The sequence below is a fragment of the Saccharopolyspora kobensis genome, from assembly GCF_900108315.1.
Lineage (GTDB): Bacteria > Actinomycetota > Actinomycetes > Mycobacteriales > Pseudonocardiaceae > Saccharopolyspora > Saccharopolyspora kobensis.
The window spans coordinates 1-23,179 of the sequence record NZ_FNVB01000021.1; the positions used below are offsets into that span (position 1 = coordinate 1).

Consider the following 23,179-nt stretch of genomic DNA (forward strand, 5'->3'; position numbering starts at 1 on the left):
GACTTCTGGACGTCCATGACAGAAGAGTAAACTCGCTGGCATGGCCCACGAGCTGGCAGACCTCTACCTGCGGTTGTCCCTCGACAGGGAGGGCAAGACCGCGATCGAGCGGCAAGACGCAGACTGCACCGCGTGGTGTGAGCGCCAGGGGATTCGCGTCCGTACGCGCCACATTGACCGAGGGCGGTCGGGGTACAAGCGCCGGACTAAGCGCGCGGCGTTCACCGAGGCGATCAGGGCTGCGACGTCCGGCGAGGTCTCGACTCTCGTGGTCTGGAAGCTCGATCGCCTGAGCCGGCAAGGAATCGGCCAGGTCGGGCTTGTCCTCGATCAGCTGGAGCTCGTCGGCTCTCGAATCGTGTTCGTCGTGGACGGGCTGGACTCCAGCGTCTCCGGGCACCGGTCCGTGATTGCCTTCCTTGCGGAGCGCGCGCGAGACGAGTCCGAAACCCTGTCGTTCCGGGTGAAGAACGCGAAGGATCACCTACGGCCGGCGGGCGGTTGGCTGGGAGGGCCGTTGCCGTACGGGCTCCGAAGCGGGAAGAACGGCCTGGAGCGTGACCCGACGACTGCGCCGGTCATCCGGGACATTGTTTCGAGATACCTGGGCGGTCTATCGATGGTGAAGATCGCGCGGGCGTTGAACTCGGAGGGGGTCAAACCGTCGCGCGGAGAGCAGTGGACTGCGGGGACCATCGCCCAGATCCTCAAATCCCCGACGTTGGCGGGTCTCATGCCCATCTCGACTACCCGGGTCGACCCGGAGACCGGGGAGACCGTCTACACCGGCGATATACAGCCGTACCGGGACCCAGAGACGGGAGACGTCGTCGAGATCCTCGACGAGGACGAGAGGCTCATATCCCCGACCGAACGGCAGTTGATCCTTAAACGGATCGCCGAACGCACGACACCAACATGGAAAGGGGTTCGGCCGAAGCGAAAGCCGACGGCGCTCCTTACAGGGCTGGTCTACTGCGAGTGCGGGGCGCGGATGTCGGCTTCGGGGAGCTCCTACGTCTGCGGCTCGAAGCGCTCCGGCGGGCACTGCCCCGGCGCGAGCGCGATGGTTGAGGTACTGGACCGCTACGTTGTCGGGCAGTGGTTCGACCGGCTCTCGGGTGCGACGTTCGACCCGGACAACCCGGACCCGTTCCTGATCGCGGTCGCCGAGCGCTGGGGGCGCTACACGGACCCCGCGGGCGCCAACGAACGCGACGAGCTCGAAGCGCGGATCGCGGACGCGGAAGCAAGGCTCTCAGACCTGGAGGCCGCTCGGTACGAGCGTGGCGAGTTCTCTGATCCAGGCGGGACCGACAGGTACGCGCGTCTGCACGAGAAGGTGTCAGGGGCGCTCGTGACCCTCGTGAAGCGAAGGGCTGACCTCGGCCCGGGGGCGCTGGATATCGGCGGGTTTCTGGAGCCGGAACTCGTCCTCGAAGCCTGGGAGTCCCAGGGGGATAACGACGAGCGCAGGGAGCTTCTCCGCTTGGCGTTCGAGCGGGTGGAGGTCAAGAAGGCACGGGGGCGCGGTTACCGGTTCAAACCCGACGAGCGCGTGAACCTGGTCCCGGTCGGTTACGACGCAGACTGAGACGGTAGCGCTTCGGTGTGCGTCTGTGCCCGGTCCCTGGTCACCCGTCCGGACAAAGAAGAGAACCCCTCCCGATCTCATCGAGAGGGGTCTCCAATCGCGCCTTTTGCATTCCCCCGGCAACCCTGCACCGAACAAGCGTCAACGGCTACATACGCTGTCCGCACTGAGTACAGACCCAGATCCCATCACTGTCCTGCTGGTAGGTGTGGTTGCACGGCACGGCATTATCTCCTTATGTGTCGGTGCGGTTTTTGAGATCAACGAACCTGGGGTTTTTGAGAGCCCACGCACACGCGGTGTTGACGAAATACCTGTCGTCATCCCACCGAATGGGGTTAACGGGGATGGTTGCTATCCAGGTCCTTTTGTCGTTCCGCGGGTCGTCGCCCGGTCTGTCCCTGATCTCGTACGGCGGTTGCCAGAGGACGACGAAGGCCTGACCCTCGCAGACGTAGCCACGTTTCACGGCGATGTGGGCATCGCCTCGTATCCACCGGAACGTGACGCCAAAGTTGTAGTAGCGAGTAATGGGCTGCTTCGTCATGTTCCGAACGATATGGGCCTCACCTCCATATACGCCGTAGTTCCCGTGATGGTCGGGGCAGCTTTCAGCGGGCGGCGGGTTGCCTACCGGTCATTTCCGGAGGGCGTCAGCTGAACGGTCAGGTAGCTACCGCTCGTCGCAGAAAGACAACACGGGATTACGACACCTCCAGGCGGATGGAAGAGCAGCCCCACCGAGGCCGGGGGAATTTCGGGAATCTCTCCCGATGGGGCCGCTCACCAAGTAGTCTCGCGGCTACTGATCGTTCACGGAAGGCTCTGAGGTTTTCAGGTGTTTTCAAGTGATGACGTAGGTTCGATGCTGCGCCAGAAGCGCAAGGAGGCTGGGGTCAGCCTCACGGCGATGGCGCGAGAGTTGTACGTCTCGAAGTCGCACCTGAGCAACGTCGAGGCAGGACGAAGACCCGCCACGGTAGCTATCGTGAGGGGGTACGAGGATCAACTGGGCCCGATTGGAGACGACATGCTCCGTCGTCGCGACATCACCCATCCGCGAGTCATGACGGCCGACAGGCCGACCCTGACTGAACTGGCAAGATCGATCGACAACGGAGACCCCGGGGTGCTCGCCACATCCCCGAGCAGTCGCACGGTTGACTTCTTCCTGGCAGCGAAGCTCACCGAGCCCGGTATCGAGCACATGAGGGAGTGGGTGCGCACTGGTCGCACGTCGACGCTGCGAGCGAACGCCTTAGCCGTGCTCTCGAAGTTGAACAGAGCGCAAGACACGGCGCTGATCATCGATGTGCTGGAGACCGACCAGAGGGTGAAGTTCCTGAGCCTGGTTTCCGAGGTCTCGAAGCTCACGCAATGGGACTGGGATACGGCGAAGCAAGTCGTACGCGAACCAGCGACCGCGCCCGATGCGCGGAAGCTCGCCAAGGCGTTGACCAAGGAGGTACTCCTCGACAACGACGCGGAGTCGCGCTGGTGCGGCGCTTACCTGCTGAAAGAACTTGTGCCCGTGCTCGGGAAGTAGCTCAAAAACACGAAAAGCCCCCTTCCGGCCCGAAGGCTTGAAGGGGGCTTCTCCATGCGTGCTACATGAACTTGTTGCAGGTCACCATCGCGAACTCACCGCTCGCGGACTGCTCGTCGACCACCTTGCCATCGCGCACGATCCGGCACCTGATCTCCGCGGTGTCGGGTTTGCCGTTCATGTAGCTTTCGACGCTCGGCGAGCGGTTCACCGACACGGACGCGAATCCCTCGGGGAGCTCAGCCGTGTGCGGGAGCTGGACCGTGTTGGACGAGGTACCGCCGGCCGTGATGGTCACCATCGCCTCGCCGGACCCGATGATCTCGACCGTGGAGCCTCCGCCGGCGTTGCCCGCGGGCGAGTTCGTGGCGGGCGGAGGGATTGCACAGCCGCTCCCGATGACAGCAACGAAGCCCAGGACGAGTAAGGCGACGAGGTTCCGGACCCGGCGGGCCTTCACCGCGGCACGCGGACTCGCACTGGAAACGACGTGGTAGGACGGCATTCGGCCGATTCCCCTCTGTAAGCCGGGCGTTCCCCCACCCGGACGAAAGGGATATCGGGGTTACTCTGGGTTCGTTACGCGGCCAAATGGGTGACACGAAAAAGCCCCGACCGGTGGTTCCCGGTCGGGGCTGTGGGTCAGGGGTCGGCGGTTCCGCTCACGAGGGCACTCCCAGCTCGCGGGCGATTGCCTCCCGGGCGTCGTAAGCGGCCTGTTCGTATGCGACCGCGCGGCGGTTGTCCCCGTCTCCTCGCGCGAGCTGCGCGTAACGGTCCCACTTCGTCGACTGGTCCAGCACGGCGCGGAGGGCGGCGGCGGACTTGTCCCCGGGTCCGCACAGCCAGTCGATCCGGGCCCGAATCCGGGCGTCCAGGTAGGCAAGGATACGGGCGTCGAGGTCAGCCATCGGTCTCCACTCCCAGCTCGCGGGCGATTGCGGTTTGGATGTCGTCCAGGTCGACGTCGTCGCCGAACTCCTCGGCGTCGGCGATCTTGTCCAGCACGGCGCGGACGGCGTCCACAGAGGCGTACACGCTATCTGCTGAACCGTGGTCCAGTCGCGCCCGGATACGTGCGTCGAGGTCAGCCACGGCGTGCCTCCCGTGCTGGGGCGGGGAAGAACTTCCCCTCGCCGTAGCGGACGCGACCGCCCCCGTGGTCCCGAACCCAGTCGATCGCCTCACCGATGCCGCGGAACGGTCCGGCGGCGGGGTCGTCAACCCTGGGGAAACCCAACCAACCCCGGACGCTCGGGGTGTTGTTAATGCGGACCACGCCTACGCGGTAGTGGTAGTCATCCACGGCGGGCCTCCCGCGCCAGGGCCAGACGGGCGCGGCGCTCCTCGGCGATGCGCTGCTCCTCGGTCCACCGGGCGTCCACCTCGTACTTGTCGCGGGTGGCGCGGTGGAAGCGACCGCAGGCGGGGAAGGAGAACGCGGCGCCCTCGGCTACGGCCGTGATGCCGCCGTCGTTCTTCTTGCCGTGTGAGCAGGTCTCGACGTTCAGGAGTGGGGTCTCGGCGTAGCGGGTGCTGGGCATGTCAGGCTCCTATCGGGCAAGGCGGGTGTATGCGGCGGTCATCGGGCGTCACCCGTGCACTCGCCGGTCTCCTGGTTGCAGCAGTTCGAGAGCTTGTGGAGGGCGGCCTTCAGTTCGTCGAACTCGGCCTCGATGGCGATTGCCAAGTCCATCCAGTGGTCGGCGCGGCTGTTGGCTCCGACCAGCTCGGCCTCGGCCTTGTCGGCTCGTGCCTTCTCCCGTCCCGCGCGCTCGTTCTCGTCGTACAACCGGCGGGAGAGCTGGGCGCGGGTTTCGTGAATCGGCCGGACCGTCCCGTCGTGGTCGATCCAGGTCTCCGCCTCGTACTCGCGGATCTTGGCCTCCGCCTTCTCGGCACGGTCGCGGAGGTCGTGGATCTCCCGGGCCTCCCCGTGGGTACGGATCGCGAGCTCGCTGACCAGGTTTCGAACGTCGTCGACGATGGAGTCAGCGGGAAATCGCACGTGATCGCGGACCAGCTCGCGGATCTCGTTCAGCGCGGCTTCCGCCCTCTCGGCGCGGTCGTAGTGCTGCTGGGCCAAGTCGTTGGCGCCGTAGTAGGCGCGTGCGAAGGTCTTCGCGGCTTCCCACCAGGCTGCGCGTTCAGCCTCGGCCTTCTCCGCCCGCCGGCGGTCCTGGACGCCCTGCGCGGCGTTCTCGTTCGCACCCTGCCGAAGTCGCTCCGCGTGCCGCTTCCACAGCTCGACGCGGCGGTGCGCCAGATCCCTCCAGGCGTCCGCCTTCTCCTCCGCCTTCCCGGCCCGTTCGACCTCGGCGACGCGGTCCTTCTCCGACTGCTCCCAGAAACGGAGGAACTTCGCGGCCTCCTGCTCCGCCCTCTCTGCACGGTCGCGAAGCTCCTCGTAGGTGCCGTTGGACGTTGCCAGTGGGTGTTCGTTCCAACCCTTCCCGTAGGCGCGGGCGAGAGCTTCTGCCTTCCCGGGCTCGGGGTAGTACTCGTTCATGGTTCGCTCCTTGGGGTTGGTGGGCCGGTGGCCCCTCGTCGGTGGAGGGGGCTCACCGGCCGCGGACCGGGAAATCAGCTGCGCAACTCAGTGCTGGACCGGTGGACTCCGAGCTCGACGCGCTCCGGGACGCGCTGGGGGTAGACCCGGCTCCACTGCTCGCCCACGCGGATCAGGAGCGGGGCGCGGACGCCGTCCTGGGGGTTGGCGCGGCGCTCGGCGACGGTCGGGACCGCGGTCTCATCGGTGACGTGGCGGACGTGGACCGGGAAGACCGGGGCGAGCTCTGAGGCGGTCTTCGCTGCGGGCTTGCGCGGCCGGAACCCGGCGAGCTCGCGGACGGACTCCAGCGACAAACCGACGTTCGCCGCGGCGATCCGGTCGTGGAGGGTCTTCAGAATCTGGTTGATCCGGCGCTTCGTGAGCCCGAGCATCTCCGCGATCTCCTCGGGGGTGCTGGGCTCCGTGCCGTCCAGGCCGTAGCGCAGGGTCAGGATCTCCCGCTCACGGCAGCCCAGGGACAGCCACACCGACTCCAGACCCGCGTTGTCGAACCCGGACTCGACGGAGGACATGACGTCGGCCTGGGTCGGGTCGGCCTGGTCCTCGGTGCCCGCGGGGTCGAACTCGGCGTACCGGGCGGAGTCGGTGGCTGCCAGCAGCGCGTAGAACTTCTCCCGGGAGATGTGGCGGGCGCGGTCGGGGTTGCTGGCCAGGTCCTCGGCCGCGGCCTCGACGTCGCCGGCGTGGGCGCGGACGGCGCTCTGGACCAGGGCGTAGTCGTGGTTCTGGGGGAGGGTGTACGCCTTCGACAGTCGGCGAGCCTCGTGGAAGACCTCGCGGACCTCGGCGTTGAACTTGCCGACGAACGAGGTCGAGAAGTCCAGATCTGCCAGCAGCCCCAGCAGGGTCTCGACTTGGCGCTGGTGCGCATCGTCTTCATCGAAGACCGCACCGGGTCCGTCCGTGGAGCTCAGGACGCCGTAGTCGGCGGCATTGCGCTCGATCCGTGGGAGAACGCGGGCGTAGAGAGCCCAGAACGCGAGCTCATCCCCGTCCGCGGCGAGGTGCGCAAGCTCATCGGTCGACGGGCCGCTGAAGATCTCCGCGTTGACATCCCAACGCGACTCGTGACACACCACTCCCACGAACCGCGCGTTGACGTCCCCGCGGAGGATCTCGGCGAAGGCGTCCGCGTCGGGCTTGTTGTCGAAGGACTGCGCGACGGTGGCGGACGCGTTGTATGCCGCCACGGCCTCGGAGAACCGGTCGTTTGCGGCCAGGCGGAGGACCCGCTCGGAGAACCGGCCGACCTTGTTCGGGGCGATCCTGGTCAGGGTTTCGCGCTGTCGGATGACGCGTTCTTCCAGGTGGGGGCTGTTTTTGGGCATGCGGGATCGCTCCTTGATTGCGCGGAATTACGCAGGGAAATGCGCAGACGAATGCGTGGAGAAATGCGCAGAGAAATGCGCGGGACTCGTCAGGCCGGTCTCAATCCCGGCGACGCCTCACGGCGTTTCGTCCAGCGTTGGGGGTGAGCTGCGGTATCAGCGGCCGAAGTAGGGCGCCTGGAACGACATGCAGCGGCACGGCTCGTCACCCCGGCCGCTGAACGTCTGGCGGGTTCCCTTGCACTGACCGGCGCTGTTGTCGTGAACGGTGGAGGCGTGACCGCACCCGAATCGTTCGCAGGAGCTACCCAGGTACAGGGCGCCTCCGTCTCGGACGATCTGCAAGGGCGTGGTCTGCGACGTGCTCATGGGCTACTCCCAGGGGTTTTGAGTGATCTTGTGGTCAGAGCTCCGAGCGACCACGAGATTGGATCGATGACAGGAGCCTACGGACAGACGCGTTGAAATCCCAACGCGACGGTAGGTATGAAAGATCTTGGTTGCGTCACCGGAAAGTGCGTCTACCTGCGGAAATGAATCTTGTGGCTGCGCGAAAGGTGCAGCACTAAATCACCCATATGGCCCAGTCGCGTGGAAATGTGGACGCGTTGGGCGTAACGAAAGGCCGGACCCCAGCGATGGGGGTCCGGCCTTTTTCACTTCTGCGGCGCCTGCCACCGGTCCACAGCGGCGTTCATCGCCTCGATCGCGGCCTCCAGGTTGTGGCGCGCATAGCGGAGGGCAGTCAGGGCTGTGGTGACCTCGGGTGTGATCCCGCGGTCTTCCTGGGCGACCAGCACTGCCTCGACCGGGCGGTGGACGCCGTCGGCCGGTCGAGCGACGCCGTAGCCCGCGGGCAGCTTGTGCCGGAGGTCCTCCAGGATCGGGGCGATCTCGGAGGCGGTCCTGGCCTTGTGGATGACAGAGGCCAGGGACGTGACGAGGTTGCTGTCGAACATCGGTGTGCTCCTACGTTGAGATGGGGCGGGGTTAGTGAGCCGCTGCGGCCCAGTTCTCGGCGGGTTCGCCGCCACCGACGGGGAAGTCAATTTCCTGGCCGCGGCCGTCGGACGGCGCCCATTTGGTCTCCATGCACCCCTTGATGAACGGGACCCAGTAGTCGAGCTCGGCCCGGGGCACGCTGAAGACCAGGGCATCGTGGACCTGGGCTTTGAGCATCTGAATCGACCGAATGTCTTTGCGGGCCATGCGGATCAGACCGTCTACGACGATCTCCCGAGTCCCGTTCTGACCCTTCAGCGCCGGGCCCTGGGTGAACTCGCGGTCCTTCTCGACCGGCATCCGGCGACCCCAGTCAGACATGACGTAGCCGTAGCGCTGGGCCTCCTTGGTCGAGCGCTCCTGCCACTTGGTGACCTTGGGGTAGGCCGCGTTCATGGCGTTCACGAACTTCTGGGCCACTTCGAGCGGCTGCTTGGCCGATCGGGCGAGGGTCCGGGGACCGGCCCGGTAGGCGTAGGCGTGCCCGAGGGCCTTCGCGACGTTCCGGGTCTCCTCGACCTCGGGAATGCTCCGGTCGTACCCGATGCCGGGCCACACCGCGTTGGCCGTGATCAGGTGCGAGTCGGCGCCGGGTGCGAAGCGCTCCTTGAACGCCTCGTCGCCGGAGTAGGCCGCCACGATCCGGGCGTCGGCGGCGTTGTAGTCGAACTCCACCAGGACGTGGTCGTCGGAGTCGGGGACGAAGTACTCCTTCTCCACGCGCTTCTTCTTGTCCCGCTGGGACCAGGTGGTCAGGCCGGGGTTCTGCGTGCTCTTCCGGCCGGACCGCTGGAGCGTGAAGATCTCCGGGTGGACGCGGCCGTCGTCCTGGAGGTAGTTCAGCGCCTGCTCAGCCAGCGGACGGAGACCGCCGATCTGGGCGATGGCCTGGGCAAGCTCCCGAGCCTTCTCGGGGTCGGTGGGGATCGACGTCGAGGCACCCCAACCAACAGCCTGGTCCGGACCGTCGACCGGGGTTTCCATTCGGTCCGGCAGGTTCTCGGCGACCTCGACCAATCCCGCACCGCCCAGGGACGGCCCGCCCGTCTTGGTGCGAGGGAGCATGTCCTCCGAGACCCCGACCTCGGCCAGGGCGCGGAGAACGGCCTCCTTGCCGGCCTTCGTCCGGAGTGGCGCCTTGCCTTCGGTCGGGAGGCCGAACCGCCCGTGGAGCATCGCGAGCGTCCGCTCCTTGATCTCCTCCAGGTCTGCGATCCGGGCCTTGGCCTTCTCGACGTCGACCCGCCACCCGTTGCGGGAGTTCTGCGCATCGATCGCGGCGTTGACCTGCTCGCGCATCGCGTACGGATCGGTCGGGGAACCCAGGGCCGACAGCCGGCGTGCGATGTCCCGGAGAGCTACGACGTCTTGTACGAGGTACTCGCGGAACTCGGGGTCGGTGGTCGGGATCTTTTCGAAGCCACCCCAGCGCTTAGCGAGGGCCTTCAGGTCCTGAGCCTTGCCGGCGACGCCGAGCTGATACGCCTGGTTGTCCAGGGAGAACCAGCGCTTGGCGTCCTCCGGCCCGCGGACGAACCACGCTCGGCCGTTGCGGTCGACGTAGCTCGACGGTGCGGGGTGGACGAGGGTTGCGTGGGTCCAGGTGTCGAAGAGTCGGTTTTCGAGTGCGAGCTCCAGCGGCTCCGTCGAGTGCTTGCCGAACAGGACCGAGAAGTCGAAGGCGTGGCCGTTGTGGGCCACAGCCACGTCGGCCTCGCGGATGACGCGGCGCATCTCCTCCAGGTCCTCAGTCAGGACCACCTCGCCGTCGAGCCCCCAGGAGTAGCCGCCCAGGCGGAAGAACTCCTCCGGGGTCTTGTTCCACCGGTGCTCGACACCCCACGTCTCGATGTCCAGGAACAGCGCTTTTTGCACGGTCTTCCCTCCTCACGGGCGGATTCGGTCGTTGACGACGTCGGCGGCCTCGTCGAGCTCGCGGACGGTGGCCAGGTGGTAGTTCGCCATCCAGCGGTGGTAGATCTCGCTGGAGCGGTCGAAGGTCATCGCGAGCTCGGAGGCGGTGGCGCGGACTCCGTGAGCCGCGTCCATGTCGCGCGATTCGTGCTCGACGTCGAGTCGGTCGAGGGCGAAGATCTCCGTTTCGCCGAAGGGTGTTCCGGCGAAGACGAGGAGCCAGTTCACGCGCTGGGACGTGCGGATCTGGCGGAGCATGAGCGTTCCGCCGGGGCCAGTCGTGGTCTTCAGCTCGACGAACTCCCCGTCGGGGGTCAGGAGGTCCCCGCGGTGGATGACCACCGGGACACGAGTCCAGCCGAACGCCTTCGCCGCGGCCTTCTCAGCGCGGAAGCCCAGCGACTGAGCCGTGATGATCCCGGCCTGCGTGGCGGCCATGGTGGTCGCCCAGTCGGCGCCGTCGAGCGCGGCGCGGAGTTCCGCCCGCCGGTTGGCGAAGGCTTGTAGGTCTTCGATGTCGATCGTCATAGGGGCTCCGGTTGCTCGGGCGTCGTCCTTCGTGGAGGAAGGGGGCTCACGAGCGGAGGAGCGGGAAACGCAAATCGCCCCGGCCTCGAAGTGAGACCGGGGCGATTCGTTGTCAGAGCGAGAGGGTTGGCAGGAGCAGGCGGATTGCAAGCTCCGCTTGCTGGGGAACGACACCGTTTCCGCAGAGCTTCAATTGCTGGTTGATGCTGAGCCCGGGGACCTCGGAGACGTGCCCCACGGGAAGCCCCATCATCCACTCAGCGAAGGCCGGGGCAACCTTCTTCCCGCCGCGAGGACCGGTGGTCTGCGGGTCAGGAGCGTGACGTCCGATTACGCGGCCCCAGCGCTCGACCGCGGGGCCGTACTTACCCCACTCGACCGAGGAAGGAACGCCACCACGTCCTCGATGCTCACCGAGTGGTTGCCCGCTCGACGTTTCTCCGGCGGTTGCGGGCCGCCGTTCGACCCGAGGTTCGCCGTCGGGGTTGGCAAGAAGGTAAATCTCAGAACGGAGATCTGCCCCCCCCCCCCCGTCTCGGCGTCTTTCTCGGTCCATTGGTGTCGGAAACCGTTGGGGTCGGCAGCAACGACGAAGAGGCGTGCTCGATGGTGGGGAGCGCCGGCGTCGGAAGCTCGGACGACACCCCACGATGCGTGGTACCCCAGCGCGGCCAGGTCTCCGAGTACGTCGGGGAATCCGATTCGAAGGTGGTTGGCCACGTTCTCCAGGACGACGATTCTGGGTCGTAGAACGCGAATGCCTTCGGCGATGTGCGGCCAGATGTGGCGGTCATCGTTCGCTCCTTGCTTCTTTCCGGCGACGCTGAAGGGCTGGCAGGGATACCCGGCGGTGAGGATGTCGACCGGCATGGTCTCGGCGAGCTGCTGCCAGTCGACGGTCGTCAGGTCGCCGATGTTCGGGATGGTCGGGTAGTGGTGCTCCAGTAGCCGGATCGGGCCGGGGTCGATATCGGAGTACCAGGTGAGCTCAGCGCCGAAGACGCGTTCCACGGCCATGTCGAGACCGCCGTATCCGGTGCAGAGGGAACCAGCACGTGGGCTGGAGTTCATGGCTTCTCTCCTCGGTGAGTGGTTCACCGGGGGAGGGGGCTCAGCGGGACTGGAGCGGGAAACGGAAAAAGCCCGGACCGCTCGGGGTGAGCGATCCGGGCTCGGAGGAGTCACTCCGCCAGGGCGGCGGCCTTCTCCTCGGCGGTCTTCCAGCGGAGACCGGTCCAGGCGCGGAACTGGTCCGGGAGGCTGGTCAGCACGCCCTGAGTTGAGACCGTCAGTGACTTGGTGTTGCGCTTGATTCGCCGGTTGGTCACCGCCTTGGCGCCCTTGATGGTCGACAGGCGGGTACCGACGTGGCCGTCGGAGACGGGCTTCTTGCCCAGGTCCTCCAGCCACTCGTTGTAGGTGCTCAGGAGCTCCGCGGAGGACACCGCGGCCTGTCGGTCGACCACCAGCTCCGCGTCGAAGAACGCGCCGAAGGTGTCGGACTCCATGCGCCACGACCCGGTTTCCTTCTGGACCAGCTCCGGCAGAGGACCACAGGTGTCCCCGGCGTCCGTGAACGCCACGGCACCCGCGACGATCCACGCCAGGGCCGCCTTCTGGACCTCGACGTCGGTCTTCAGGCCGTGCTTGACCTTCGTGTCCGCCCAGCGCTCGTCCGAGTCCTCCAGCGCCTCGCCGGGGAACTTGAACGTGTACGGCCACGGGACGGCGACCAGCCGGCGCCACGTGCCCCGGTCGTTCTCCAGCACCTGGGGACGGTGGTTGGAGTTGATCAGGAGCGAGTGTGTGGCGTCGAACGTCACGTTGTTCTGCCGCATGAGACGGGCCGTGATCTTGGCGGTCCCGATCAGTTTCTTCAGGATCGCCGGCCGGAGGACCTGGGCCTCCGGGAGCTCCTCCAGCACGGCCCAGCGGGCGCCACGGAAGACCATCTTCTCCGTGCTGTGGTCGCCGTCGGAGCCCAGGACGGCCTTGTCGTGCAAGAACACGACGTAGTCCCCGAGGCTGTAGAGGATGGCGTCCGTCAGCGTGCTCTTGCCGTTCGAGCCGCCGCCGAAGCTGAACAGCATGGTGTCGTCATTGGACGGTCGCCCGAAGGCTCCCTCCCCGACCTTCTTCTGGAGCCACTCCTCGATCCTGGGGGCGAACGCCTCGCGGGCCTTGTCCCAGAGGGGGTGTGTCGCCGACGGGTCGAAGGGGACCTTCGTCGTCTTGGTGATGTAGTCCTTCGGGTCGTGGCGCCGGATCGCGCCGGTGCGGAGGTCGACGGTCCCGTTGGTGCAGTTCAGGAGGTTCGGGTCCTTGTCGAGGTTCTCTGCGCGGATGTAGATGCGGCCCGGGTCGGCCTCGACGAACCGCATCACCTGCTCAAAGTCCCTGCCGTTGCCCAGGGCGTACCACCACGAACCGTTGGCCTTCCAGTCGTCTGCCCATGCCGCGGCATCGTCGACGCGCTTCTGGACCTCCAGCGCGCGTTGCGAGCCGGCGGAGCCGGACTCCTGGAGGACCTGGAGCTCGGAGCGGAGCGCCGCGTACTCCTCGTTACTGGCAAGGGCCTTCTGCATCCGGTTGGCCTCGGCGCGGTGGCGGAGGATCATCCGCTGGACCGCGTTCCGGACGGGGATGTTCGGTTCCGGAGACCAGCGATCACCCACCCACTCGTGCCAGCCCAGGCCGTCCACGTGGAGGTAGCGGCCTTCCAGCTCGTCCACGACCACCGGTGCCGCGAGTGCGTGGGACTTGCTCGGAGACCCGGGCATCCGCGGTGCGACCCGCTGAAGGAGCTCGTCGAGCGGGACGTCCTCCTCGACGTCGGGGAGGACCTCGGAATTGGTCACGATCTCCCAGGGCTGGGCCAGCCCCTTGGACACGCCGTCGGCGATCCACGCCATGTCCTCGTCATCGAGCGCCTCCCAGGGCACCACGTCCAGGATCTGGCGACCGATCGCGTCCGCGACGGAGTCCGCGTCGAGCGTCGCCTCGTCGCGGGCAGCCTTCCCGCCTTCGAACTGGGCGTACCCGACCGCGTAGCCGAAGATCGCGGCGCGCATGCCGCGGCCAGTGCCCAGGCGCTCCAGGCGGTGGCGGAGGATCTCCCGGCCCTGCTCCTCGGAGACCTTGTATGTCCCGTGGATCGACGGATCGAACCGCGGGCGGGCGGTCTCCTGGCGGGCCGTGATGACCTCGATCATCCCCTCGGTGAGCTCCGGAAGCTCGGCAACCGGGGTGATGCCGTTGCCGAAGCTGTAGACGCCGTCAGAGCCGAAAACCCGCGTCGGCGCCGTGATGACCAGGCCACCCACGCCGCGGATGTCGATCCCGGGACCGACCTCGCCGGCTGAGTTGCGAATGCGGCCGGAGGGGTCGCGGTAGAACCGGTGCACACCGCCCGAGCGGGTCACCACGGTCATCGGGGTGGGCTGCTGCTCGGGGAGCGCGTTCCAGGATTCGAGCCCGTTCACGGAGCCGCTGACGTCCAGGTCAACCGCCACGACACCGGACTTCCCGCAGTCGATCGCGAGCCCCTTCATGGACTTCCGGGGCATGGCGAACCACTCGCGGACCTGCTCCTCGGAGTTGCTGGAGTGGTGGTTCCAGCCCTCCGCGTGCGGGAAGGGCATGCTCAGGCGCTTCTTGCTGGTCGCCTCGTCGAGTACGACCGTCAACGGGAAGACGTAGTAGCCCGCGCGGACGAGGTCGAGCGCGGTCGTCAGGAGGGTCTTCTGGTACGAGGTCACGGTGGCGGCTCCTGGAAAATGGCGTTGGGCGGCTGCCCCTTTCGCTCGGTGAGGGGGCTCGAACTGGGCGAATCGGGAAACGCAAAAAGCCCGGACCCCCTAAGAGGCCCGGGCTTTCGGGAAGCACGGGTGTTCACTCCACCGCTTCACCCGGAGCGGCGGGGCGCGGGAACAACTCCTTGCCTCGGCGGAGTCCTTGACTCACCGACACAATCCGTTGTGCAACCCGCAGTGCCAGCTTCCGCACTTTGGGGTGAAGGTCCTCGCGTTCCGCACCCGTTCGGAGTTCCCGCTCCAGCGTGAGGACGTCCCAATGGAACGTCTCCAGCGCGGAGAGTCTCTTCTCCAGTCCGCCGCGGGCCTCCCAGTACTGGGCCACGTACTTGAGAGCTTCGTCCCGGGCGAGATCGACGCCCAACCGCTCCGCGTACTGCGCGGCGAGGTCGTAGGCCGCTTCGGTCTCTGACTTCGCGGCGTCCCGCTCGCGGATCAGTTCGCGGATGCGGTCGGCTTGCTTCTTCAGGTCCTCGGCTTGCCCGAGTGCAATCGCCTGGTAGTCCTTGTCGCTCATGGTCGGCTCCTCGTCGGTTCTGGTCTTGGTCAGCTGGACAAGGGGCTCAGGGGTGGCGGAGCGGGAAATGGAAAAGCCCGGACCGCTCGGGGTGAGCGATCCGGGCGTTTGTCTTGGGGCGTGATCAGCGCTCCGGGAAGGCGATCGTGGCGCGGTCCGTGAGAACCGTGATGGTGACCCGCTGAAGGTCGTGGACGGCTTCGGACACCGACACGGCCTCGACTGCCGGAATCTCAACCCCACCAACGGTGACGGTGCGGCTGCCAAGCGGGCCTTCGATGCGGACTTCGGGAGGGAACATAGGGCTCCAATCTGGTGTCAGCCGCTCTCGCCGTGCTCGAAGCGTGCGCGCTGCGCCGCGCGGAAAGCCTCGCGGTACTCCTTCGGGAGAGGCTCGTCGCAGACGTAGCCGCGGAGGAGGTCGATCGAGTGGCCTATGGCCTGCGGATCGGATTCGGACGCGATCAGCTCCTCCTCGTACACCGCTGTTTCGGGCCACGCGGACGCAACGAGCTCACCCTCACTGAACGTGAGCCGCCACGGTCGGCGGGACTGGCCGCGGGGTTGGCGGAAGACGTCCCCGAGGACCAGGACGTCGGACCCGTGGTCGGAGAGCTCCGCGGCGCCGTTGAGGGTCTTCATGTCGTCCTGCGCGCCCATGCGGCCCTTGACCTCCGCCCACAGGTTGAACTCGGGGAGGTAGAAGTCCGGCAGGTACCGCATGACCGCGGCGCGCGGGTACCAGGACGTCCGGAAGCGGAGCGGGACTTTCACCCCCTCCGGCTCGTACTCGAAGACGATGCCGAGCTCGTCGAACGCGACGGCCCAGCGCGCTTCGAGCCGAGAGCGGAAGCGGTACCCGCCGTACTCGGTCTCTACGGATAGCATCAGGTCATGGCCTCCACTCCTCCCGGTAGTCCGGGTGGTCTGCGTACGGCAGGGCGAGAAGCCGTAGCGTGTCACTGAGAATCGCGTGCGCGTAGCCTGCTGTGGCCCCTGCGGTTCCCTTCGTCCAGGAGGACGCCGTTTCGTCGAGCGCGAGTATCCGCCGCTTGGCGTCGACCTCGGCCAGCACGCGGGCCGGGTCGTGGCGGGCGATGTGGTGTGCGGTCGCCCGGAGCTGGTTGTTGCTGAGGGCGAACACGTCGCAGACCGAGATGCCGTCAACGGCCGTGACCTCCTGGGCCTCGGCGTCCGTGTGCCAGGGTCCGGGCGAGGCGGCGCGGGCGATCTGCTCGTCTTCGTCGAGGCGGGCGCGGATGAAGGTGATCAGTTCGTTTGTCATGGCTGCTCCCTACTTCGTCCACTTCACGGAGGCACCGCGGCCGATGGCGACCGGGAAGGCGCACAGTAGCGCCGACCAGTCGGGGCGGGACGGGGCGTCGGGGTGGAGGACGACTTCGTCGCCGCGGCCCAGGGCGCGGAGGTCGCCCGGGACGTGGCGCGAGTGGTTGGTGACGTGGACGGCGGTCACTCGACGTCCTCCCAGCCGGCCGTCACGGGACGGCGCTGGATCTTGTACTCCTGCATCGGGATCGCCGGGTTGTTGCCGTGGACCCACTCGTTGTAGGTCTTTTCCCGAGTCATCACCCCGCGGGCGGCACCGAGGGTGCGATACGGGCGGCCGGCGCCGCGGTTCGTGTAGACCTGCGACCACTCGTGATCGCTGCCTGCCGCGCGGTGGAGGAGGCGGTACTCGTACTCGGGCTCAGGCATCGCTGTCCTCCTTCATCGCGGCGAACGCGGCGCGGGCCATGTCGCGGTACCCGTCGGCCCACTGCCGGTAGTGGTTCTCCTGCTCCGGCAGAACACCGCCGTGCGCGACGTAGATCGCTCGCGACACCGTCTCGACATGGGCAGCCTCGTCCTCGTCGCGGTCTTCTGCGTCGTAGACCTCCCAGCCGGATTCGTCCGGGTACCGGTGGTCGAGCATCATCAGGCCGGGCAGCCCCTCGATCTCGGCAACCTCCCGGGCGGTCTCCAGCGAATCGGCCTCCACCTCGACGGTGTAGTGGACGGTGTTACGCATCGGGATTCGGAATCGGGGCATTGCGTCGCTCCTTCGGATTCAGCCGGCGCCGCAGGTGCAGGCACCGTCACCGGTCCACACCTCGCAATCGGCGTCGTGGCGGTTCTTCGGTTCGGCCATGCGGGGCGCGTTGGTCGTGGTCATCGGTTGCTCCTGGATTCGGGTGTTGCTGACGTGCGTGCGACGGGAGTCGAACCCGCTCCTCCGGTCCTCTGGGACCGGCGCTCTGCCGGATGAGCTACGCGCGCTGATGGCCCGAGGTGAGTCGGGCCGTTGGTGCTACTTGCGGCTGACGATGGTGTGAGGGGCGTACTTGGCGGGGCCCTCGTCCCAGAGGACGCCCTCGGCGGCTGCCACGTACGCAGACCACCGGCCGTCCTCGCAGCGGAACCAGCGGTCGCCGTCCGCGTCCTCGGTCGCCATGACGTCGGCCGGGGGTTCCGTACGGCCGCCCCACTCGGTGGCGGTCTCGCCCCGGATGCCGTACTCGGTACGGATCTGGTCGAGCGTGCGGTCCACGACGAGTTCCGCATCTTCTGCGCGGTTGAGACGGGCCTCCGCCTCGTCGAACCCCGCAGTCCACAGCCCAGGCACCAACTCCCACCAGGAATCGCCGTCGCCGTCGACCAGGCAGATCACGGTGTGCTCGATCGGTTCCGGCTCGGGGAGGGTCTCCTGGAGGGCCTCGATCACGCGGCGGGTTTCGTCGGCGGTGAGGTGGATGGATGCGTTGTTCAGGTGCAGGTACGCGCCGTCCTTCATAACGCTCTGCTGGACGAGGACCAGAACCTTCCCGTCTTCTGCGACGAGGTCGAGCGGAAGAGCGGGGACGCGCTCGATGGTCGCGCCTTCGGGCAGGTTCTCGGGGACGGTGTCGGTGACGTAGGTGATCCGGTGCTGGGGCATGAGGCTCCTCGGTTCGTTGGGTCTTGCCGAGTGCGCGCGACGGGAGTCGAACCCGCGTCTCCCCCGCTCTCTGGGGGCGTCTTGCCGCTGGACTACGCGCGCTTGCCCGGGTGGGTTTGGGTGCCCACCCGGGGTGGATCAGATGAACTCGACGACCGGGCGGTGGTACGAGACGTTCTGACCGGCGTTGGTGGTGAACTCGACGTGCACCAGCTTCAGGCGGGCCCGGATCGGGCCGTTGCCCTCGCGGTCTCCCAGCTCCTCCTCGATCTCCGGGAGATCGCGGACGAGGGTCCAGGAGCCGGTCCGGTACATGCCGATGCCCAGCTCCGGGTTGTCAGCGAGCTGGAAGGTCAGCTTGATCTCGGGCTTCGGGCCGCGGCCCTTCTCCGCGAGGTTCTTCCGCGCCTTGAACTCGGCGGGGCACCCGCACGGCTCGCCCTTGTCGTCCTCCAGCAGCGAGTACATGCCGTCGCAACGGTGGATCGGCTTGCGGTCCATGCCGTAGAGGACCATCACGGCGGAGAGGGCCTTCGGGCCTTCCAGAAGGATGTCGATCGAGGCGGCCTCGGTCACGATCTGGTGGTCATCGCCCTTCTCGACGTCCAGGATCTCGACCTCGCCGCCGAAGCTCTGGGACAGCATCGAGGCGGTCTGGGCCTCGTCCGTGGTGAACGCCCAGGTGCTCAGGGCCTGCGGACGGCCGTTGACCAGGAGACCGCCCTTCAGGCGGAAGTCCGGGGTGAAGGAGTCGGAAAGGCGCTTCGGGGCGCGGGCGGCGGCGTCGGTTTCGAAGATGCGCAGCGACATGGGAGGTGCTCCAGATGTGGTGTGGGAGACGCGAATCGCGTCGTTCGCACCGGGGAAAGGGAGTCACCGGAGAAGCCCCGGGAAACGCAGAGACCCGGATCACTCGTGTGGAGTAATCCGGGTCTCGGTGTCGTCAGTTGCCGCGCCCGCTCGGGAGGGCGGCCACGATCGCGCGTGCGTAGTGCTGGCCTTCGGGCGTGCTCGGGAGAGCCTTCCAGTGGTCGTAGGTTGCGGACCGGGCGGCGGAGATCGCCCACACGTGGCGGTACCCGTCGAGTGCGTCCTGGGTGATAACCCCCTGCTCCCACCAATTTTCGACCGCCTCCAGCGTCATGCCGGAGATCGTCTGGGCGACGCACTCCACGCACCGGATGGCCATGAGGTGGTTCTTCTGGCAAAGGTTGGACATTGGTGCTCCCTTGTTCGTGTGCCAGGGGAAGGGCGTCACCACGTCCGGAGCGGGAAACGCAGAGACCCGGATCACTCGTGTGGAGTAATCCGGGTCTCGGGTTGGTGCTCGGGCGGTACAGGGTTTGGAAGCCAAACCCTGTGGATCAGCGCGAGGCGCGGCGCTGGGAGCCGGTCGACTTCTCCAGCGTGGTGTCGAAAACGGGCTTGCCGACCATCGTTCCCATCTGCGTGTTGACGACGTCGAACATCCGCCGGCAGACCAGGAACGCCTCGAAGGTCTCCTCGTCGACGCGCGCGGGGACGAGCTTCGCGCCCTCGGGGCGGAGGTGGAGCACGGCGCCGGCGTCGATCTGCGGGATGTCGTGGACCTCGCCGTCCTGGCCGATGATGTGGTCCGCGTAGGCGTAGGCGCTCAGCTGCATCGCGACTTCGCTGTGAACGCCGGACCTCGTGGTCTTCGCGTCGAGCATGACGGTTTCGCCGTCGATTCGGACGATGGCGTCGAACGAGCCGGCGTAACCGTGCGCGTCGCTCCACACCGTGTCCTCGACGAAGAGGTACTCCGGCGAGTACTTGTCGTTGAACGCGTGGATACCGTCCACATACGGCCGGTAGTCGGGGTGGACGCGGCCCAGCTGCTCCCCGCGCGCGATGCGCTCGAACAGGTTGTGGACTTCGGTGCCTGTGTCGGCCGCGCCCGAGGTCGAGCGGCGGGGGGCGCCCTTCAGGAAGTCAATCGCGCCTTGCTTGTCCTTCAGCGCGAGGCCGGTCACCTCCGGCAGGCACTCCAGCGCGGTCTCGGCGACGACCTTCGCGGCCCAGAACGTCAGGAACGGCTTGGGGATCATGTTCAACACGCTGGTGACGCCAGGAACTCGCTCCTCGCGGTCCTCGCGCACGTAGAACCGGGAGTCAGTCTGCCGGTCCTTCTTGGTCTTCACGGAAGCCATCGCGGCTACCTCCGGGTGTCGCAGTAGTGGACACCCGGGTAAGGGGCTCAACGGGAGGTAACGGGGAAACCGCGTGACCCCCGGCGCTGCGCGCAGCCCTCGACTGTGCCGCGAAGCGCAAAAAGGGCCCCTGAGCTGCGGAAATGGGGGATTCTGGTGACGGTGGTGACACCCTCTCCGATAGGTGCTTAGGCGGGGTAGGTGTTGAAAAAGTCGCCTATAGCGATCATTGGGAGGGGGTGTCACCGCTGTCACCAAAACCGGCGTTTCCGCAGGTCAGAGGCAGCTTCGAGGTTTCGCGTCCCGTCAGGAGACGGTGGGGAGGTCAGTAAGGCGTGAGGCGCCGGTTAGGTCTGCCTGAAGTCGGCCGGACTCGATCGTGATCGCGACCAGTAAGGCGCTGAGCTCGTCCCGTGTCTCCCCAGAGAACCCACGAATGCACCCAGGCTCGATGCTCTGGAGGATCTCGCGGGCCAGGTCGATACGGGTGGGCGCGGTCGCGAGCTCGGGGAGCCTCTGCGCGATCTCGCGAAGGCTGTTGCGGATTCCCTCGCGGGTGGCTTGATCCGCGTCGGCAAGGCCGGCCTCGGCAGCCATCTTCACGAGGTACAGCGCGCCGTGGACGAGCCTTGCCGCTGCGTTGGTGCTATCGGTGTCCTCCGCCAGGAAGCCGACGGTTTCGAGCAGCGCCCGTTGCTGCTCGGCAGCCTGGCGGTTCGTGTCCTTAATGGACTCCTTACGGAGCCCGAAGAGATCGAGGGTCGCGATATCGTCGCCAATTCGTTCACGGACGATCACCGAAAAGTGATACCGGATTTGGCTTTTCATCTGCCGGAGCCTCTTCGGCGGGACCTCGTCCTCGATCTGGCGGTACACGGAGGCCAGTGCATCGCGGTACGTCCTCGACTTGCCGGTCCAGTCCGGCCCCCGCCCGCTTGGGTCTTCGCATTGCTCGCGGATGTCGACGATCAGCGAGGCGGCTTGCCGGAGATGAGCCGTCCGCAGATCCGTCGGCGCCGTTGCGCACTCGCGTAGCTCACCGGCGGCCAGGTGGATGAGCTCGGCGATAGATGTCATGTACTTAACGGTAGCATTTTCAACGCGTCCAAAGGGGTGAAAAAGCGCCCACCTGGTGGAACAGGTGGGCGCGTCCATGTTACCCAGGAGGGTTAAGCTGAACAGGTGTCGCGTTCGGCCAATGAGATGATTTGCCGTTCGAGATCTGTCACCGTCGAGTTGTTGCGCAGCACCGTACCAACCCCGATCCGCTCGACCTGTTCCGAGGCGTGCTCACCGGGAACCGGCGTCGAGAATCCTGGGCGATCTACGCGAACGACCAGAAACCCGGCGTTGGCAAGCCATTCCGCCTCGTTGGGATACCGAACGTCGGGGACGACCACAGGGCGACCGGCCTCGTTCTCCGCGGCAACCCGGCGGAGCAGGTTCAGAATCCAGGTCTCCTCGCCGTGCACCTGTCGCCCGGCCTCGTCGCCCAGGCGCTGGAGGATGCGGCGAACCTCGGGGAAGGTGTCTTTCACGACCTCCCAGCCGAACGCCTCCACGGCCGGCGCGAGCCTGTCAAACTGGGCGAACAGGCCATCTGCGGGCCAGTGGTCCCGGTCGGGACTGAGGATGAAGGGGTTCAGCGCGAGCGCCGCGTCCTTCAGCGGGTCCGCGAAACCGTGCCGGACGTAACCGAGCTTCTCGACGAGGGCCGCGGCGGCGGTGTCCTTGCCGGAGCGCTTCCGGCCGACAATTCCGATGTTCTGCATCATCATGTGCTCCTGCGTTGATATGGGGACGCTACTCGGTAGCCGTGACGGACGCCGTCGACGGAGTGGTGGTGTGATCGGGGCTGAACGGGTGCCAGGTGCTCCCCGGCGAGGTCAGGAAGACGGCCAACGAGAAGACGGCCGCGGCGAGGACGGCCAAGATGAACCGGAGCCCGTCGAAGTGCCGGGCGAAGCTCCGAGCGATCGAGCGCAGCATGGCGGACTCCAGCGTTGACATTTCAACGCGCATGTGGGCGCGTTGGGATAGGGGTGAAATGGTGTGGGACTCGTCAGGCCGGTCTCGATTCCGGCGACGGGCCGAAGCCCGTTTCGTCCAGGGTCAGGCGGAGTTGATCTGGCGGGCCAGGGCGAGGGCGGACTCTTCCGCGTCGGTGTCGGCGCGGTTGGTCCACGACCAACGAGCGGCCACACCTTCCAGGAGCTCGGCCAGCGGCTCCGCGATAGCAGGGGACATCGTCGCGATCCACTCGGCGGTGTCGTCGCCCCAGTGAACGCCGGCGACGCTCGCCCCGAGCGAATCGAACACGAGTTGTGTCTTGTCATCGCCCCGACGCCATGGCCCGGAGATTGCACCGGCTCCGAGCTTGCGCATCTTCGCGGCGGCTTGGCGGAGTTCTTCTGCTGGGGTCATATCCCGCTCCTTATGGGCTCTATCCGGCTTGCTGCGCAAGCGTAGCACTGCGCGTTGACATTCCAACGCGATGGCGGAGAAGGTTTCACTCATTCGCCGCAACGGCGCGCTTGATCTGACGACCCCAGGAGTCGGAGCGCGGCCGACCCGCACGCGGGAACATCTCGCCGAGGGCCTTGCCGGTGATACCCGGGTTCCGCAGGACTTCCGCGATGGCGAGATCACGGACGCTACCCGTGAAGGGGGTCACGGGTTCCGCAACGGGAAGTTCCGTCGCTTCCGGTTCCGTCACTTCCGGAAGCTCGATCAGTTCCGGCTCTGGAGCCGTGACGTGCGGAACTTCCGCCTCCTGCGGAACTTCCGGAACTTCCGCGCGTGCTTGCGACCCCGTCACTTCCGGTTCCGGAAGCAAGGCCGCCTGGATGTAGTCCACATCGTCCATCAACCCCGGAACTTCCGGAACTTCTGCCTCCTGCGGAACCTCGACCTGAGCGCGCCGAAGCCGGAGAAGCTCCTCGAAAGCCAAGGCGAGCGCCACCGCGGGCCATGCGGCCACGCAGGCGGAAAGCGCGATGCGGCCGGAGGAGGTCAGGAACGGCAGGAACGGAACGAGGATGTTCGCGGCCACGGAGACCAGAAGGCCGACCAGCAGGTTCACGGCCGTCATCCCGTGGACCCGTTGGCCAGCCTGTCGGGCGGCCAGCGCGGCGACGCTGGAGGCGATGACCAGGCCGTCTACGGACAGGGGGAGAAGGCCTGCGCGCCAACCCTCGCCGGCGAACTCGGCGACCACGCGCAGGTGTTCGTAACTCATGATCGCAGCGATTACGGCGGGG

Annotated in this window: 31 protein-coding genes and 2 tRNA genes; 2 read left to right on the top strand and 31 right to left on the bottom strand. The window is 66.8% G+C overall.

The window, feature by feature from the left end; genetic code table 11:
- Positions 1–40 precede the first annotated feature (40 nt).
- Positions 41–1,594 (top strand): recombinase family protein, encoded by a 1,554-nt coding sequence (locus tag C4T78_RS35565; RefSeq protein ID WP_093350652.1) that lies wholly within the window; start codon positions 41–43, stop codon positions 1,592–1,594.
- A 235-nt stretch (positions 1,595–1,829) separates the two neighbouring features.
- On the opposite strand, the gene C4T78_RS36240 is transcribed toward C4T78_RS35565, so the two are convergent.
- Complete coding sequence (locus tag C4T78_RS36240; protein ID WP_093350650.1) at positions 1,830–2,141, bottom strand: hypothetical protein; 312 nt, start codon at positions 2,139–2,141, stop codon at positions 1,830–1,832.
- A gap of 318 nt (positions 2,142–2,459) precedes the next feature.
- Between C4T78_RS36240 and C4T78_RS35570 the strand changes: the two genes are divergently transcribed.
- Positions 2,460–3,140, top strand: coding sequence for a helix-turn-helix domain-containing protein (locus tag C4T78_RS35570; RefSeq protein ID WP_093350647.1), 681 nt, complete (start codon positions 2,460–2,462; stop codon positions 3,138–3,140).
- A gap of 61 nt (positions 3,141–3,201) precedes the next feature.
- On the opposite strand, the gene C4T78_RS35575 is transcribed toward C4T78_RS35570, so the two are convergent.
- The 30 genes from C4T78_RS35575 to C4T78_RS35705 form a co-directional block, all read right to left on the bottom strand.
- On the bottom strand, positions 3,202–3,600 hold the full coding sequence (locus tag C4T78_RS35575) for an MmpS family transport accessory protein (protein ID WP_107916092.1): 399 nt from the start codon (positions 3,598–3,600) through the stop codon (positions 3,202–3,204).
- 202 nt (positions 3,601–3,802) lie between these two features.
- Complete coding sequence (locus C4T78_RS35580; RefSeq protein ID WP_093350641.1) at positions 3,803–4,051, bottom strand: hypothetical protein; 249 nt, start codon at positions 4,049–4,051, stop codon at positions 3,803–3,805.
- A complete protein-coding gene (locus C4T78_RS37250) occupies positions 4,044–4,178 on the bottom strand; it encodes a hypothetical protein (RefSeq protein ID WP_258958406.1) in 135 nt (44 codons plus the stop codon). Before C4T78_RS37250 ends, C4T78_RS35580 begins: the two co-directional genes overlap by 8 nt.
- Positions 4,179–4,438: 260 nt before the next feature.
- Positions 4,439–4,684, bottom strand: coding sequence for a hypothetical protein (locus C4T78_RS35585; RefSeq protein WP_093350638.1), 246 nt, complete (start codon positions 4,682–4,684; stop codon positions 4,439–4,441).
- A 38-nt stretch (positions 4,685–4,722) separates the two neighbouring features.
- On the bottom strand, positions 4,723–5,649 hold the full coding sequence (locus tag C4T78_RS35590; protein WP_093350635.1) for a hypothetical protein: 927 nt from the start codon (positions 5,647–5,649) through the stop codon (positions 4,723–4,725).
- A 74-nt stretch (positions 5,650–5,723) separates the two neighbouring features.
- Positions 5,724–7,040 carry a sigma factor-like helix-turn-helix DNA-binding protein gene (locus C4T78_RS35595; protein WP_103908200.1) on the bottom strand — a complete coding sequence of 439 codons (1,317 nt, stop codon included), beginning with the start codon at positions 7,038–7,040 and terminating at the stop codon, positions 5,724–5,726.
- Positions 7,041–7,196: 156 nt separating this feature from the next.
- The gene (locus tag C4T78_RS35600; RefSeq protein ID WP_093350632.1) at positions 7,197–7,409 is read right to left on the bottom strand and encodes a hypothetical protein; all 213 of its coding nucleotides are present in this window, start codon (positions 7,407–7,409) and stop codon (positions 7,197–7,199) included.
- 287 nt (positions 7,410–7,696) lie between these two features.
- Entirely contained in the window at positions 7,697–7,999 is a 303-nt protein-coding gene (locus C4T78_RS36715; RefSeq protein WP_093350630.1) for a hypothetical protein, read from the bottom strand.
- Positions 8,000–8,030: 31 nt separating this feature from the next.
- Positions 8,031–9,917 carry a DNA polymerase gene (locus C4T78_RS35605; RefSeq protein WP_218161556.1) on the bottom strand — a complete coding sequence of 629 codons (1,887 nt, stop codon included), beginning with the start codon at positions 9,915–9,917 and terminating at the stop codon, positions 8,031–8,033.
- 12 nt (positions 9,918–9,929) lie between these two features.
- Positions 9,930–10,484 (bottom strand): hypothetical protein, encoded by a 555-nt coding sequence (locus tag C4T78_RS35610; RefSeq protein WP_093350627.1) that lies wholly within the window; start codon positions 10,482–10,484, stop codon positions 9,930–9,932.
- A 330-nt stretch (positions 10,485–10,814) separates the two neighbouring features.
- Positions 10,815–11,555, bottom strand: a complete 741-nt coding sequence (locus tag C4T78_RS35615; RefSeq protein WP_093350625.1) for a DNA cytosine methyltransferase — start codon at positions 11,553–11,555, stop codon at positions 10,815–10,817.
- 110 nt (positions 11,556–11,665) lie between these two features.
- Complete coding sequence (locus C4T78_RS35620) at positions 11,666–14,242, bottom strand: phage/plasmid primase, P4 family (protein ID WP_093350622.1); 2,577 nt, start codon at positions 14,240–14,242, stop codon at positions 11,666–11,668.
- A gap of 133 nt (positions 14,243–14,375) precedes the next feature.
- Positions 14,376–14,813, bottom strand: a complete 438-nt coding sequence (locus C4T78_RS35625) for a hypothetical protein (protein WP_093350619.1) — start codon at positions 14,811–14,813, stop codon at positions 14,376–14,378.
- 124 nt (positions 14,814–14,937) lie between these two features.
- A complete protein-coding gene (locus C4T78_RS36720) occupies positions 14,938–15,114 on the bottom strand; it encodes a hypothetical protein (RefSeq protein WP_177247524.1) in 177 nt (58 codons plus the stop codon).
- A gap of 17 nt (positions 15,115–15,131) precedes the next feature.
- On the bottom strand, positions 15,132–15,701 hold the full coding sequence (locus tag C4T78_RS35630; protein ID WP_093350616.1) for a PDDEXK family nuclease: 570 nt from the start codon (positions 15,699–15,701) through the stop codon (positions 15,132–15,134).
- 4 nt (positions 15,702–15,705) lie between these two features.
- Entirely contained in the window at positions 15,706–16,098 is a 393-nt protein-coding gene (locus tag C4T78_RS35635) for a DUF6221 family protein (protein ID WP_093350613.1), read from the bottom strand.
- Positions 16,099–16,107: 9 nt separating this feature from the next.
- A complete protein-coding gene (locus tag C4T78_RS36725; RefSeq protein WP_093350610.1) occupies positions 16,108–16,287 on the bottom strand; it encodes a hypothetical protein in 180 nt (59 codons plus the stop codon).
- On the bottom strand, positions 16,284–16,529 hold the full coding sequence (locus C4T78_RS35645; protein ID WP_093350607.1) for a hypothetical protein: 246 nt from the start codon (positions 16,527–16,529) through the stop codon (positions 16,284–16,286). Before C4T78_RS35645 ends, C4T78_RS36725 begins: the two co-directional genes overlap by 4 nt.
- Complete coding sequence (locus C4T78_RS35650) at positions 16,522–16,863, bottom strand: hypothetical protein (RefSeq protein ID WP_143185779.1); 342 nt, start codon at positions 16,861–16,863, stop codon at positions 16,522–16,524. The genes C4T78_RS35645 and C4T78_RS35650 overlap by 8 nt, the downstream gene beginning before the upstream one ends.
- A 154-nt stretch (positions 16,864–17,017) precedes the next feature.
- Positions 17,018–17,090: transfer RNA gene (locus tag C4T78_RS35655), tRNA-Leu, on the bottom strand.
- A gap of 31 nt (positions 17,091–17,121) precedes the next feature.
- Positions 17,122–17,748 carry a hypothetical protein gene (locus C4T78_RS35660; protein WP_093350601.1) on the bottom strand — a complete coding sequence of 209 codons (627 nt, stop codon included), beginning with the start codon at positions 17,746–17,748 and terminating at the stop codon, positions 17,122–17,124.
- 31 nt (positions 17,749–17,779) lie between these two features.
- Positions 17,780–17,850 (bottom strand) — tRNA-Ser (locus tag C4T78_RS35665).
- Positions 17,851–17,886: 36 nt separating this feature from the next.
- Positions 17,887–18,558 (bottom strand): recombination directionality factor, encoded by a 672-nt coding sequence (locus tag C4T78_RS35670; RefSeq protein ID WP_093350599.1) that lies wholly within the window; start codon positions 18,556–18,558, stop codon positions 17,887–17,889.
- Positions 18,559–18,691: 133 nt separating this feature from the next.
- Complete coding sequence (locus C4T78_RS35675) at positions 18,692–18,967, bottom strand: hypothetical protein (RefSeq protein ID WP_103908201.1); 276 nt, start codon at positions 18,965–18,967, stop codon at positions 18,692–18,694.
- A 145-nt stretch (positions 18,968–19,112) separates the two neighbouring features.
- The gene (locus C4T78_RS35680; RefSeq protein WP_093350593.1) at positions 19,113–19,919 is read right to left on the bottom strand and encodes a PD-(D/E)XK nuclease family protein; all 807 of its coding nucleotides are present in this window, start codon (positions 19,917–19,919) and stop codon (positions 19,113–19,115) included.
- Between the two features lie 306 nt (positions 19,920–20,225).
- Positions 20,226–20,996, bottom strand: a complete 771-nt coding sequence (locus tag C4T78_RS35685; protein ID WP_093350590.1) for a hypothetical protein — start codon at positions 20,994–20,996, stop codon at positions 20,226–20,228.
- Between the two features lie 92 nt (positions 20,997–21,088).
- Positions 21,089–21,694, bottom strand: a complete 606-nt coding sequence (locus C4T78_RS35690; protein WP_143185777.1) for a nucleoside/nucleotide kinase family protein — start codon at positions 21,692–21,694, stop codon at positions 21,089–21,091.
- Between the two features lie 28 nt (positions 21,695–21,722).
- Positions 21,723–21,908 (bottom strand): hypothetical protein, encoded by a 186-nt coding sequence (locus tag C4T78_RS35695; RefSeq protein WP_093350584.1) that lies wholly within the window; start codon positions 21,906–21,908, stop codon positions 21,723–21,725.
- A 123-nt stretch (positions 21,909–22,031) separates the two neighbouring features.
- Complete coding sequence (locus C4T78_RS35700) at positions 22,032–22,343, bottom strand: hypothetical protein (protein ID WP_143185775.1); 312 nt, start codon at positions 22,341–22,343, stop codon at positions 22,032–22,034.
- 85 nt (positions 22,344–22,428) lie between these two features.
- Positions 22,429–23,179: DUF2637 domain-containing protein (locus C4T78_RS35705; RefSeq protein WP_146075839.1), on the bottom strand; the 751-nt coding region annotated here is incomplete at its 5' end.